Below are 13,570 nucleotides of genomic sequence, written 5' to 3'. Positions count from 1 at the left end.
ACGGTCGGCGGGGGTCGTGGTGTCCGAGCCCCAGCTCGAACCCCACGACCCCCGGTTTCCGGATTCCGCGCCGTGCGCGGCGACCCGTTACTTCAGCTTGATCTCAGCGAGGTTCGGGTCCTCGTGGAAGTCCATCGCCATGTTGTCGAACTTCTTGGTGTTGGCGAGACGCAGCTGGTGACGGTTCCAGAGCGGGATCAGGGCCATGTCGTCCATGGCGACCTTCTCCGCCTCCTTGTAGATCGCGTTGCGGCCGGCCTGGTCCTCGGTGGCGCGGGCCTTGGCGAGCAGGTCGTCGAACTTCTTGTTGCTGTAGCGGCCGCGGTTGTCACCGGTGACCTTGCCGGAGGCGTCCTTGTTGATCGACGCGGTGTCCAGCAGCGGGTACAGGAAGTTGTCCGGCGTCGGGTAGTCCGCGCCCCAGGCGAAGCGGTACAGGCCGGTCGCGTTCGGCTTCTGCTGGTCGCCGAGGAGCTCGGCGAACGGCTTGCCGGTCGCCTTCACCTTGACGCCGAGGACCTCCTCGAGCTGCTGCTTGACGGCCTGGATCCACTCCTCGTGGCCCGCACCGGTGTTGTAGCCGAGCTCGATGGTGGTGCCCGGCTTCAGGCCGCCTTCCTTGGCGAGCTGCTTGGCCTTGGCCTTGTCCTGCGCGACACAGGAGGTGCACAGGTCCTTCTGGTACACGTCCTTGAACGCCGGCGGCAGGATCGTCGTCGACTTGCTCTGCATGTTCTGGAAGACGCCCTTGATGATGGCGTCCCGGTCGATCGCGTAGGAGACGGCCTCGCGCGCCTTCGCGTTCTTCAGCGGACCGTTGTCCGTGATCGGCAGGAGGTAGTTCATACCGTTGGTGTCCTGCTCGAGCCACTCACCCTGCGGGTCGTACTTGGCCTTGGCGGCCGGCAGCTGCGGGGTGGGCATACGGGCCCAGTCGTACTGACCCGACTCGAAGCCCTGGTACTCCAGCGTCACGCCGTTGTTGGAGTTCAGGATGTCGATCTGCACCTTGTCCAGGTGCGCCTTCGTCAGGCCGTAGTCGTCGTTGCGGACGAGCGTGATCGACTTGTTGTGCTCCCACTTGCCCGACATCTTGAAGGGGCCGTTGCCGATGGGGGCGTCGTTGTACGCCTTGTTCTTGGCGTCGCCCGCGACCTTCGGGACGGGGCTGAAGACCGTGTGGGTGAGCTTGATGTAGAACTCGAAGTCCGGCTCGGACAGCTTCACCTGGAGGGTGTTCGGGTCCGGGGCGCTCAGGCCGGTCATGGTCTTGGCCTTGCCGGACTGCACGTCGCCGAAGCCCTCGACGCCGGCCATGTGGTAGGCGACGTCGGACGCGGCCGACTTCTGCGCCACGCGGTTCCAGCCGCGGATGAAGGACTCGGCGTCCACGGCCTCGCCGTTGGTGAACTTGGTGTCCTTCTTGATGCCGAAGGTCCAGGTCTTGCCGTCGGAGCTGACCTTCTTCGAGGTGGCCAGTGCCGGAACGACCTGACCGTCGGCGGTCGGCAGGTACAGACCGGTGAAGAGGTTGGTCGTGACGAGGATGCCCTCGGACTCCTGGGCGTTGTAGGGGTCAATGGCCACCGGCTCGGTGATACCCATCCGGAAGGAGCCACCGTCCTTGCCGGAGCCCTTGCCGCTGCCGCCGCTGCTGCTGTCGTCGCCGCCTCCGCAAGCGGTCGCAGCCAGGGCTATGACGATTGCACCAGCGACCCACTTGGCGCTCCTGGCACCACGCATGGGTTCCTCCTCTGAGTCCTATGTTCACCGCAAGGCGGAGCACACGACATCCCGCGGACACGAAGAACGGGGAAGGTCGGATGCACCCGCAACGCTCGTGAGTCGGCGCCTCCTGCAGCGCATGACCCGTCGACCCGAGCTCTACGCGCCTAACTATCTGCCATTGCTCACCGGTGGGACCACTGCCATTTGGTCTCGGTTCGATCACACCTGATGTCTACATCTTCCAAAATCCGGACAAACCGTTTGGCGAAAGATCCCTGCGAAACGGACTTGTTACACAACTATCGGGATCGAGTGTCCGGATAGCGGACAACGTGACGGCAAATCAGTTGCGTCCGCCGGCAAAGTCGTGCTCGCGACACCGCGAGCGGGATGAACCGGGACACACCCACCGAAGGGCAGGCACATTTGCGCCACCCTAGTGCCGCGGAGTCGCTGATGCGATCCCTGAGCGGCCCCCCGGCCGCTCCCTAGGGAAAACCCTCTATCCGCTGGTCCCGCCCGCGAACGCACCGCGGCCGGGGCTCCTTGCGGAACCCCGGCCGCGGCCGGGCGTGGTGCGCCCCGATCAGCGGGCCCGACAGGGCCCAGGGGTCAGCAGTACCCCTTCTTCGCCGCGAGCTTCACGGTCCCGCTCTTCGGCTTCTCGCTGCACTTGACGGCGCCCTCCGCCTGGACGTTCCAGCTGCGCGCCTTGCCGTAGCCGACCTTGGTCCAGTCCGTGCCGTTGCTGTTGCAGGTCTTGGCCTTGTAGTAGCCGGAGGCCTTCTTGACACCGCTGAAGACCACGTAGGTCCCCGGCTTGTTGAAGTTGAAGGTGACCGACTCGCTCGTCTCCTTCGTCTTCTCCCCCGCCTTGGTCAGGGTCCCGGAGACATGGGCATCCATGCTGGAGATGACCCAGCTGGCCGAGTAGCTGGCCCCGCCGGTGATCTCCCGGCCGGAACTGACCGTCCTGCGGTAGGTCGCGGACTTGGTGTAGGTGCCGGTGCCTCCGCTGGGGATGTTGATCTGCTTGGCGTGGGTGATCACCCAGGCGTTGCTCAGGCTGGACCAGGTCGCGGACTTGTAGCCCGGCTCACACACCAGGGGCTTGGCGCTGGCCGAGGTCACCGGACCGAGCACCACGATCGACGCCGCGGCCAGACCCGTGGCCGCCACCGCCGAGACAAACCTCTTGGTCACTGTCTTCTCCCCGTTTCAACTGGCCCGGCCGGCTGGTCCCGGCCGGGCGGCCGCCTCGCCGAATGACGAGGCCGGGTCAAAGTAGACAGTCGTGATCCAAGGGACACCAGCGACTTGAGAGAAACCTGAGCTTGCGGCCGGTTGCGGCCTTCGCGCCGGTCTGGGACGACGGCAGGGTGATGGAAACCCGTACCATGGGGTGAGGCCGTGGCGTGTCCCGCCCGGCAGGGCCCGCGTAACACCGACGTACGCGCAGGTCGTCCGCACACTTCGGGAGTACGCCTCACTATGGCCACGCGCCACGACATCCGCAACGTCGCCATCGTCGCCCACGTCGACCACGGCAAGACCACCATCGTCGACGCCATGCTGAAGCAGGCCGGCGCCTTCGCCGCGCACCAGCTCGACCAGGTCGACGACCGCATGATGGACTCGAACGACCTGGAGCGTGAGAAGGGCATCACGATCCTCGCCAAGAACACGGCGGTGAAGTACCACCCCAAGGACGGCGGGGAGCCCATCACGATCAACATCATCGACACCCCCGGCCACGCCGACTTCGGCGGTGAGGTCGAGCGCGGCCTGTCGATGGTCGACGGCGTCGTCCTGCTCGTCGACGCCTCCGAGGGCCCGCTGCCGCAGACTCGCTTCGTGCTGCGCAAGGCCCTCCAGGCCCGGCTGCCCGTGATCCTCTGCATCAACAAGACGGACCGGCCCGACGCCCGCATCGACGAGGTCGTCAACGAGGCCTACGACCTGTTCCTGGACCTGGACGCCGACGAGGACCAGATCGAGTTCCCGATCGTCTACGCGTGCGGCCGGGACGGCATCGCCTCGCTGACCAAGCCGGAGGACGGCACGGTCCCCTCCGACTCCAGCAGCCTGGAGCCGTTCTTCTCCACGATCCTCCAGCACATCCCGGCCCCCGTCTACGACGAGGCCGCCCCCCTCCAGGCGCACGTCACCAACCTCGACGCCGACAACTTCCTCGGCCGTATCGCGCTGCTGCGCGTGGAGCAGGGCGAGCTGCGCAAGGGCCAGACGGTCGCGTGGATCAAGCGCGACGGCTCCGTGCACAACGTGCGGATCTCCGAGCTGATGATGACCGAGGCGCTCACCCGCAAGCCCGCCGAGAAGGCCGGCCCCGGTGACATCTGCGCCGTCGCGGGCATCCCGGACATCATGATCGGCGAGACCCTGGCGGACACCGAGAACCCGATCGCGCTGCCGCTGATCACGGTCGACGAGCCGGCGATCTCCATGACCATCGGCACCAACACCTCCCCGCTGGTCGGTCGCGGCGGCACCGGCAAGGGCGCCGACGCGAAGACGGCCGTCAAGGACCGCAAGGTGACCGCCCGCCAGGTCAAGGACCGCCTGGACCGCGAGCTGATCGGCAACGTGTCGCTGCGCGTACTGGAAACCGACCGCCCCGACGCCTGGGAGGTCCAGGGCCGCGGCGAGCTGGCGCTGGCCATCCTGGTCGAGCAGATGCGCCGCGAGGGCTTCGAGCTGACCATCGGCAAGCCGCAGGTGGTCACCAAGGAGGTCGACGGCAAGGTTCACGAGCCGGTCGAGCGCATGACGGTCGACGTGCCCGAGGAGCACATGGGTGCCGTCACGCAGCTCATGGGCGTGCGCAAGGGCCGGATGGACAACATGTCCAACCACGGCTCCGGCTGGGTCCGCATGGAGTTCGTCGTGCCCTCCCGGGGTCTGATCGGCTTCCGCACCGAGTTCCTGACCCAGACCCGCGGCACGGGCATCGGCCACTCCATCCACGAGGGCTTCGAGCCCTGGTTCGGCACGCTGCAGACCCGCAACAACGGCTCCCTGGTCGCCGACCGCTCCGGCGCCGTCACCGCCTTCGCGATGACCAACCTCCAGGAGCGCGGCGTGCTCTTCGTGGATCCGGGCACCGAGGTGTACGAGGGCATGATCGTCGGTGAGAACTCCCGCTCCGACGACATGGACGTCAACATCACCAAGGAGAAGAAGCTCACCAACATGCGGTCGTCGTCGGCCGACTCGTTCGAGGCGATCGTCCCGCCGCGCAAGCTCTCCCTGGAGCAGTCGCTGGAGTTCTGCCGCGACGACGAGTGCGTCGAGGTGACCCCGGAGGCGGTCCGCATCCGCAAGGTCGTCCTCGACCAGCGCGACCGCGCCCGCGCGGCCAGCCGCGCCAAGCACGCCTGACCCTCGGGCACAACGTCACCGGCAGGCGCCGCTCTCCGGAGCGGCGCCTGCCGGCGTGTTTGCGGCGTCAGCCCTTCGGCGACCCGCCGCCCGACGGCTGTGCCCCCTTCTTCAGGAAGCCCATGTCCTCGTAGACGGGGGTCTGGAAGCCGAAGGCCCCGACGTTCGCGAGGTACTTGCGGACGGCCGTCAGCTGGGAGCGCTGGTAGAGGGGGATCGAACCGGCCGCCGCCCAGATGCGGGCGTCGGCCTTGCGCAGCAGGCCGGCCTGCTCGTCCTCGTCCAGGGTGGTGAGGGCCTGGTCGAAGAGCTGGTCGACCTGGTCGGTGCCGACGCGGGTGTAGTTCTGCTGGACGTTCAGGGAGCCGTCGGCGGCCGGTACGGGCTTGGCGTAGATGGGGCGGGCGTCGGTGGCCGGCCAGGCGGAGGCGGGCCAGGAGTACAGCGCGAGGTCGAACTGCCCGGAGGCGATGTGGTCCCGGAAGTAGCTCTCGTCGGGGACCCTGGTGATCTCCGTGCCGACGCCGACCTTCTTGAGCATGGCCGTCACCCGGTCGGCCACCTTGCGCAGCGAGTCCGAGCCGGGGCCGGAGGGAACCACGAAGCGCAGCATGAGCGGCTTGCCGTCCTTGGCCAGCGGCCCGGCGGCGGCGCCGGGCCGCGGCGCGGCGGTGCCCTTGGGGGCGTAGGCGCCGGGCGCGCCGCCCTGCTTGAGGTGGTCGTTCGTATACTGTCTGCCGTCCTGGGCGAGTTGCGTGGCGCCCTCGTCGCCCGGCCCGCGCTGCTCCCGCTGGTCCTTGTGGTCCCGCTCCTGCTCGCTCGGGCCAGGCGCCTTGCCGTCCTCCACGTGGTCGTTCTGGCCGACGCTGCGCGTCCCGTCGCCGTCCCCGGCGGAGTTCTGTGAGCCGTGGCCCTCGCCGCCTGCCGCCTTGTCCCCCTTCTTGGGCTCCTTGGGCTCCTTGGACTCCTTGGACTCCTTGGGGTCCTTGACCGGCCCTGGCACCCAGCCGGCGTCCGCGAGCAGGTCCCGCGCCTGGGCGGTGTCCTGGCCGCCGAGGGCGTCGCTGCTGTCGGCGTAGGCGTTCTGGCCGGACACGGCGAGGTGGCTGCCGACCGGGACCGCGGGCAGGCCGAGCGGCTTCAGGACGATCTCGGCGAGTTCCTTGCGGTCCAGCGCGTGCGCCACCGCGTGGCGGACGCGCTCGTCGGCCAGGGGGCCCTCGGAACCGTTGAGGGCGAGCTGGGTGTACGCGGGCTCCAGCGACTTGCGCACCTGGAAGTCGCGCAGCACCTGCTGCTGCCGCGGGTCCGTGGTGAGCGACGTGCGCTCCGCCGCCAGGGTGCGGCGCTCACGCTCGGCGGCCTGCTCGTCGGATCCGTGCAGCACCGCCCAGGAGAGCAGCGCCCTGGCGGCGGTGCGGCCGCCGGCCGGGCCCTGGAGGGGGCTGCCGCCCCGGGCGCCGGCGGACGTGATCCGCGGGACGTCGGCGGGGTCGATGTCGGCCACGTCCACGGAACCCTCGGCGAGGGCGGCGGCCCGCTTGTCGCGCGGCACCTCGTGCAGCACGATCTCGGACAGCTTGACGGGGCGGCCCCACCAGCGCGGATTGCGGCCGAGGACGATGTCCTTGGCCTTGGTGTCGATCTTCTGCACGGCGAACGGTCCGGCGCTGACCGCCAGCTTCCTGCGGGCGTCGTCGTTGAAGGCGTTCGCGGTGCCCATGACGTCCTTCGGGTACAGCGGCGAGAACAGCGACCGCCAGTCGGCGTAGGGGCGGGCGAAGGTGACCCGGACCTCCAGCTCGTTGGCGCCGCGCTCGATCTTCTCGATGCGGTCGTATCCGGCGTTGCGGGCGGTCCAGTACGCCGAGTTCTTGCCGGACAGGGCGCGCCACTGGGCGGCGAAGTCCGCGGCGCCGATCTCGCGGCCGTCGCTCCAGACGGCCTGCTGGTTGAGCCGGTAGACGACGACCTGCTTGGGCTCGGTCTCGACCACCCGGGCGGACTCCAGGTAGTCGGCGTCGGGCTGCGGGTGGCCGTTCGCGTCGAGCCGGAACATGGTGGGCAGCACGGCCTGGGCGATGCGGGTGGTGCCGGCGTCGGCGTCCGTCTGGAAGGCGTTCAGCGTCTGAGGCATCGCGTCCACCGCCCAGCGCAGCCTGCCTCCGTCGGCGATCTGCTTGCGGGCTGCGGGCGCGATGTCCTGGGCGGCCAGCGGCTTGTTGCCCTCGTCGTCCGAGCCGCAGCCGGCGAGGAGGGGCACCGCGAGGGCGCCCGCGGCCAGGAAGGCGACCGAGCGCATGACCGCGCGCGGACCGACACCGTCGTAGGACATCTGCGCTACCTCCGTGGAGCCGCTCCCGCCGGTGGCACGGGTGGGGTTTGATCGCATTTGGCGGTATTTTGGTGCTCATCAGATCTACGGCCCACTGAAGAGGAAAGGGTTCGTCTGCCGGAGGCGACACGGCGGAGCGGGTCCGGAAGGTCACCCGTTCGGCGCAGGTCGTTCCCGGCGCACACAGAGCGCGTGCGGGCGTGCGTGTGGGATGTGCAATCCGCCAATCGCGGCACATCCCTTCCCACCGACAGGTGTGACGCGCAACACTCGCAGGCGCATGAACGTTGCCGCCTAGGGCTGTACGCCCATGGAAGCGAGGTCACGTCATGTCCGTGCACGACGACCTGACGTCGGTCCAGCGAGCCCTCGACGATCTGCTGCGGTCGGTGGGCCGACTGGAGCAGCAACTCGGTGGCGGGCTGGAGATACGCCGCGTGCGTACCGACGCCGACCACCTGCGGGAGAGTGTGGCCCTGCTGCGCGAGGCCTCCCAGAGTCAGGCCGCCCCCCAGCGGCCCTCGCTCGTCACCATCTCCGACGCTCCCTACGACATCTCCCTGTGGACGGACTCGGACGACGAGGGACTCGGCGCCCGCGACCGCCACGCCCCCTAACCGACCGCGCATGACCCGAAGGGGCTCGGCACCGGCTCCAGTGCCCCGGAGGCGAGCCCGACAGGAAGGTGCGTCCCGCATTGGCCACAGGTACGGAACCTCCCGGCACACAACCCCATCCGCTCGGCGGCGGTGTCCGCTCCCCCGGGCGGGCCGCGATCGCCGCCCGGCATCTGCGGACCGACCGCTGGTGGCTGGCGCCCGCCGCCACCGCGGCCGGACTGCTCGCGTTCGTCGTGTACTCGACCTGGCGGGCTTTCGCGAACGCGCACTACTACGCGGCGCCGTACGTCTCGCCGTTCTACTCGCCGTGTCTGGCGCAGAACTGCCGGACCATGCACGCGGGACCCAACGCCGACCTGTTCGGCAGCTGGTGGGCCATCTCCCCGGCGATCATCATCCTGATCTTCCCGCTGGGCTTCCGGCTGACCTGCTACTACTACCGCAAGGCCTACTACCGGGGCTTCTGGGCGTCCCCGCCGGCCTGCGCGGTCGCCGAGCCGCACCGCACGTACACCGGTGAGACCCGCTTCCCTCTGATCCTGCAGAACGTCCACCGGTACTTCTTCTACGCGGCGATCCTGGTCGCCGGCGTGCTGACCTACGACACCGTGCTGGCCTTCCGCGACCAGCACTACCGCTGGGGCCACATGGGCCTCGGCACCCTGGTCTTCCTGGCCAACATCGTGCTGATCTGGGCGTACACGGTCTCCTGCCACTCCTGCCGGCACATCGTGGGCGGCAAGCTCAAGCACTTCTCGAAGCATCCGGTGCGCTACCGCCTCTGGCAGTTCGTGAGCCGGCTGAACGCCCGCCACATGCAGCTCGCCTGGGCCTCGCTGTTCAGCGTGGCGCTCGCCGACTTCTACGTGTTCCTGGTCGCCTCCGGCGCCTTCGACGATCCGCGGTTCTTCTGATGAGTACGACGAGTGGGGCCTTGTGATGTCCGTGGTGGACCGGCAGGAGTGGGACGTCGTCGTGGTGGGCGCGGGCGGCGCCGGGCTGCGGGCCGCGATCGAGGCGCGCGAGCGCGGGGCGCGTACCGCGGTGATCTGCAAGTCGCTGTTCGGCAAGGCGCACACGGTGATGGCCGAGGGCGGCATCGCGGCGGCCATGGCCAACGCCAACGAGCACGACAACTGGCAGGTCCACTTCCGCGACACCATGCGCGGCGGCAAGTTCCTCAACCAGTGGCGGATGGCCGAGCTGCACGCGCAGGAGGCGCCGCAGCGGGTGTGGGAGCTGGAGACCTGGGGCGCGCTGTTCGACCGTACGAAGGACGGCCGGATCTCGCAGCGCAACTTCGGCGGGCACGAGTACCCGCGCCTGGCGCACGTCGGCGACCGTACGGGCCTGGAGCTGATCCGGACGCTCCAGCAGAAGATCGTCTCGTTGCAGCAGGAGGACAAGAGGGAGACCGGGGACTACGAGTCCCGTCTGAAGGTCTTCCAGGAGTGCACGGTGACGAGGGTCCTCAAAGACGGCGACCGTGTCTGCGGGGTCTTCGCCTACGAGCGCGAGTCCGGCCGCTTCTTCGTGCTGGAGGCGCCCTCGGTCGTCATCGCGACCGGCGGCATCGGCAAGTCGTTCAAGGTGACGTCCAACTCGTGGGAGTACACCGGCGACGGGCACGCGCTCGCGCTGCTCGCCGGGGCGCCGCTGCTGAACATGGAGTTCGTGCAGTTCCATCCGACGGGCATGGTCTGGCCGCCGTCGGTGAAGGGCATCCTCGTCACCGAGTCGGTCCGCGGCGACGGCGGAGTGCTGCGCAACTCCGAGGACAAGCGGTTCATGTTCGACTACATCCCCGACGTCTTCAAGGAGAAGTACGCCGAGTCGGAGGAGGAGGCGGACCGCTGGTACGAGGACCCGGACAACAACCGGCGCCCGCCGGAGCTGCTGCCCCGTGACGAGGTCGCCCGCGCCATCAACTCCGAGGTCAAGGCAGGTCGCGGCTCACCGCACGGCGGGGTGTTCCTGGATGTGTCGACGCGGATGCCGGCCGAGGTCGTCCGCCGCCGGCTGCCCTCGATGTACCACCAGTTCAAGGAACTGGCCGACGTCGACATCACGGCGGAGCCGATGGAGGTCGGCCCGACCTGCCACTACGTCATGGGCGGCATCGCGGTCGACTCCGACACGGCGGCCGCCCGCGGCGTGCCGGGGCTGTTCGCGTCCGGGGAGGTCGCGGGCGGTATGCACGGCTCCAACCGGCTCGGCGGCAACTCGCTGTCCGACCTGCTGGTGTTCGGACGCCGGGCCGGGTGGCACGCGGCCGAGTACGCGCGGGGGGCGGCGCGCGAACGCCCGGCCGTGGACGGCACCCAGGTGGACGCGGCGGCCGCGGAGGCGCTGCGGCCGTTCTCGGCGGAGGGCGGTCAGGACGGGGAACCGGCGGCCGGGCCGCCGGAGAACCCGTACACCCTGCACCAGGAACTCCAGCAGACCATGAACGACCTGGTCGGCATCATCCGCCGCGAGGGCGAGATGGAGCAGGCGCTGAAGAAGCTCGCCGAACTGCGGGTACGCGCGCGGCGCGCCGGGGTCGAGGGGCACCGGCAGTTCAACCCCGGCTGGCACCTCGCGCTCGACCTGCGGAACATGCTGCTGGTCAGCGAGTGCGTGGCGCGCGCCGCGCTGGAGCGCACGGAGTCGCGCGGCGGGCACACCCGGGAGGACTGCCCGTCGATGGAGCGCGCCTGGCGCCGGATCAACCTGCTGTGCCGGCTGACCGACCCGACGGGCGGGCTGGCGGCGACGGACCCCGTACGCGGCCAGATCACCCTCTCCCGGGAGACCACCGAACCCATTCGCCCCGACCTGCTCGCCCTCTTCGAGAAGGAGGAGCTGGTCAAGTACCTCACCGAAGAGGAGCTGTACGAGTGAGCAGCTACGAGGCCCGCTTCAAGGTGTGGCGGGGTGACGCTCGGGGCGGGGGCCTGGAGGACTTCGCGGTCGAGGTCAACGAAGGCGAGGTGGTCCTTGACATCGTCCACCGGATCCAGGCCACCCAGGCGCCGGATCTCGCCGTGCGCTGGAACTGCAAGGCGGGCAAGTGCGGTTCGTGCTCCGCGGAGATCAACGGGCGGCCCCGACTGATGTGCATGACCCGTATGTCGGTCTTCGAGCCCGAGGAGACGATCAGCGTCTCCCCGCTGCGGACCTTCCCGGTCGTGCGTGACCTGGTGACGGACGTCGGCTACAACTACGCCAAGGCGCGCGAGGTTCCGGCCTTCGTCCCGCCGGACGGTCTCGGTCCCGGCGAGTACCGCATGTTCCAGGAGGACGTGGACCGGTCGCAGGAGTTCCGCAAGTGCATCGAGTGCTTCCTGTGCCAGGACGTGTGCCATGTCGTGCGCGACCACGAGGACAACAAGCGGGCGTACGCGGGCCCGCGCTTCCTGATGCGCGTCGCCGAACTCGACATGCACCCGCTGGACGCCGCCGCGGACGCGGGCCTGGACCGCAAGCGCGCGGCCCAGGACGAGCACGGGCTCGGCTACTGCAACATCACCAAGTGCTGCACGGAGGTCTGCCCCGAGGGCATCAGGATCACCGACAACGCGCTGATCCCCTTGAAGGAACGGGCCGTCGACCGCAAGTACGACCCGCTGGTGTGGCTGGGGTCGAAGATCGGGCGGCGGTCGTCCTAAGCCGCGTCCTGGGGGCGGTTCAGGGAGTCCGTGCGGGCGGGGCGCTGGGACACGAACTGAAGGAACGAGCCCAGAAAGAACACGGCCATGCCCACGAGCGCGAGGTTGAAGTGGGCGGCCGGCCTGCCGCCGAGCCCGCCGAGGCACAGGAGGAACGCCCCCATGCCGGCGGCGGCGGTCAGTGAGCCGTACCCCCACAGCTTGGGCCGCAGGACCTTTTTCCGGCCGACCGTCGGCACCCATCCGGTCGTGATCGCCAGGATCCCGATCGCTGCCCCGCCCGCCGCGACCACGAGGGCCAGGGCGGTCGTCCACATCGCCGTCGAGTGCATGCCGCTCATCCTCCCATCGACGCCGTGATCATGACAGGTCGGTCCAGCCTTCCCGGTACGCGGTCCAGTCGTCCTCCGTGGCGGCGAAGTCGACGTACAGCGCGACGCCGAAGCGCTCACGGCCGGCGTCCGTGCGGGAGAGGCCGAGGCGGACACCCCGGACGGCGGCGGGAACGGTTTCGGCGGAGGCGCGGTGGCCGAAGCGGTTGTCGTGGAAGAACGGCAGGCCCATCAGCAGGTCGGTCGTGGGCGGGGTGGCCTCCAGGGCGAGGGAGGTCTGCTGGGCGACGTACCCACCGTAAAGGCTCGGTAGCGGCTGCATGGTGTCGTACGACATCAGGGCGATCTGGTCGACACGGCGGGTGACCTGGGCGAAGTACGCCTGCGACCACCACTTGGGGTGGTTGGTGAGCGTGCCCCACACGGAGTGGAAGGCGGGCAGCGGGTCGATCTGGTGAGCGGCGACGGACAGGGGGACGCCGTGGGCGCGGGTGACGGCGCGCAGGTCGTCGAGCAGGTCGAGGTAGTCGCGGTCGCCGGAGTGCAGCGGCTCCAGGTCGAAGTGGGCGCCGTCGAAACCGGCCGCCAGGATCTCGCGGGTGGAGGTGACGACGGCCGCGCGCGTCGCGGCCCGCTCGAGTCGCATCCCGTCCGGGCTCTCGGTGGCCAGTTCGTCCCCGAGCCACGCCTGCACACGTACGCCGGGCAGCGCGCGGTGCACGGCCGGTATCAGCCAACCGGCTTTGGAATAGGACGACTTGGGGAGCGTGCCGTCGTGTTCGAGCGGTCCCGCGTGCACGTAGAGGTCGCGGATGCCGGTGCCGCGCAGGCGCCGGGCAAGAGCCGCGACATCGGCGTCCGTCTTCCTGCCGTCCACCCAGGCGTGGCCCAGCCAGATCGCGTCCTGGCCCCTGGTGTACGTCCCGTCGGCGGGGTCGCCCGTGTAGTTCACCCGCAGGGCGGTCTCGGCGGCGAGCAGCGGCAACACCAGCAGCAGGACGACACCGAGGGCGACACGACGGACCCAGCGCAGCCCACGACGCCGCCGGGACGGCGGACCCGCGCGCCCCGGATCGGGGTCGGTGCGCGCCGTGTCCACGGCGCGTGGCACGTCGGCGGCTTCTCGCCCGGCAACGGTGCCACCCGTACCGGACGCGCTCGCCGCGCGTGTGCCGCCGTCCTTGCCGGTCTCGCTCCCCGCGCGTGTGCCGCCGTCCTTGCCGGTCTCGCTCCCCGCGCGTGTGCCGCCGTCCTTGCCGGTCTCGCTCCCCGCGCGGGTGCCGCCGTCCTTGCCGGTCTCGCTCCCCGCGCGGGTGCTGTCGTCCCTGCCGGTCGCGCTTTCCGCGCCGGTGGTCTCTCGCTCACCGGCGGGGTCGTCCGTGCCGGACGCGTCCTCCCCGCCGGTGATACTGACCCCGCCGGTCGCGGGCTCCGCGCCGGCGGTCCCCCGCCCGCCGGTGATGTCATCCGTACCGGAGGCATTCTCCGCACCGGTGGTACCGGACG

At 69.7% G+C, this 13,570-nt stretch carries 10 protein-coding genes; 5 read left to right on the top strand and 5 right to left on the bottom strand.

The genetic code is table 11. The features are described from left to right. Positions 1–87 precede the first annotated feature (87 nt). The gene (locus ACIQMV_RS05485) at positions 88–1,743 is read right to left on the bottom strand and encodes an ABC transporter substrate-binding protein (RefSeq protein WP_402591345.1); all 1,656 of its coding nucleotides are present in this window, start codon (positions 1,741–1,743) and stop codon (positions 88–90) included. 597 nt (positions 1,744–2,340) lie between these two features. Beyond that, positions 2,341–2,931, bottom strand: a complete 591-nt coding sequence (locus tag ACIQMV_RS05480; protein ID WP_402591343.1) for a hypothetical protein — start codon at positions 2,929–2,931, stop codon at positions 2,341–2,343. A 288-nt stretch (positions 2,932–3,219) separates the two neighbouring features. On the opposite strand from ACIQMV_RS05480, the gene typA reads away from it, so the two are divergent. After that, positions 3,220–5,127: a translational GTPase TypA gene (typA, locus tag ACIQMV_RS05475; protein WP_402591341.1), complete on the top strand. Its 1,908-nt coding sequence runs from the start codon at positions 3,220–3,222 to the stop codon at positions 5,125–5,127. A gap of 67 nt (positions 5,128–5,194) precedes the next feature. On the opposite strand, the gene ACIQMV_RS05470 is transcribed toward typA, so the two are convergent. Further along, a complete protein-coding gene (locus tag ACIQMV_RS05470; RefSeq protein WP_402591921.1) occupies positions 5,195–7,462 on the bottom strand; it encodes an ABC transporter family substrate-binding protein in 2,268 nt (755 codons plus the stop codon). Positions 7,463–7,791: 329 nt separating this feature from the next. Between ACIQMV_RS05470 and ACIQMV_RS05465 the strand changes: the two genes are divergently transcribed. The 4 genes from ACIQMV_RS05465 to ACIQMV_RS05450 all read left to right on the top strand — a co-directional run bounded on the left by ACIQMV_RS05465 (position 7,792) and on the right by ACIQMV_RS05450 (position 11,732). Continuing rightward, the gene (locus tag ACIQMV_RS05465) at positions 7,792–8,079 is read left to right on the top strand and encodes a hypothetical protein (protein ID WP_398226310.1); all 288 of its coding nucleotides are present in this window, start codon (positions 7,792–7,794) and stop codon (positions 8,077–8,079) included. Positions 8,080–8,159: 80 nt separating this feature from the next. Next, entirely contained in the window at positions 8,160–8,996 is an 837-nt protein-coding gene (locus ACIQMV_RS05460) for a hypothetical protein (RefSeq protein ID WP_402591339.1), read from the top strand. A 25-nt stretch (positions 8,997–9,021) separates the two neighbouring features. Then, complete coding sequence (locus ACIQMV_RS05455; RefSeq protein ID WP_402591337.1) at positions 9,022–10,965, top strand: fumarate reductase/succinate dehydrogenase flavoprotein subunit; 1,944 nt, start codon at positions 9,022–9,024, stop codon at positions 10,963–10,965. Beyond that, positions 10,962–11,732, top strand: a complete 771-nt coding sequence (locus tag ACIQMV_RS05450) for a succinate dehydrogenase/fumarate reductase iron-sulfur subunit (RefSeq protein ID WP_402591335.1) — start codon at positions 10,962–10,964, stop codon at positions 11,730–11,732. The genes ACIQMV_RS05455 and ACIQMV_RS05450 overlap by 4 nt, the downstream gene beginning before the upstream one ends. Here the strand turns inward: ACIQMV_RS05450 and ACIQMV_RS05445 are convergent. Both ACIQMV_RS05445 and ACIQMV_RS05440 read right to left on the bottom strand, forming a co-directional pair. Beyond that, complete coding sequence (locus ACIQMV_RS05445; RefSeq protein ID WP_402591333.1) at positions 11,729–12,064, bottom strand: hypothetical protein; 336 nt, start codon at positions 12,062–12,064, stop codon at positions 11,729–11,731. The two genes, ACIQMV_RS05450 and ACIQMV_RS05445, sit on opposite strands and share 4 nt — an antisense overlap. A gap of 28 nt (positions 12,065–12,092) precedes the next feature. Beyond that, positions 12,093–13,163: a hypothetical protein gene (locus ACIQMV_RS05440; protein WP_402591920.1), complete on the bottom strand. Its 1,071-nt coding sequence runs from the start codon at positions 13,161–13,163 to the stop codon at positions 12,093–12,095. Positions 13,164–13,570: the final 407 nt, after the last annotated feature.

Origin of the sequence: Streptomyces sp. NPDC091412, from assembly GCF_044756885.1 — a bacterium.
Classification (GTDB): domain Bacteria; phylum Actinomycetota; class Actinomycetes; order Streptomycetales; family Streptomycetaceae; genus Streptomyces.
Note: the sequence above shows the minus strand (reverse complement) of the source record. Positions and strands in the feature narration are given on the sequence as shown.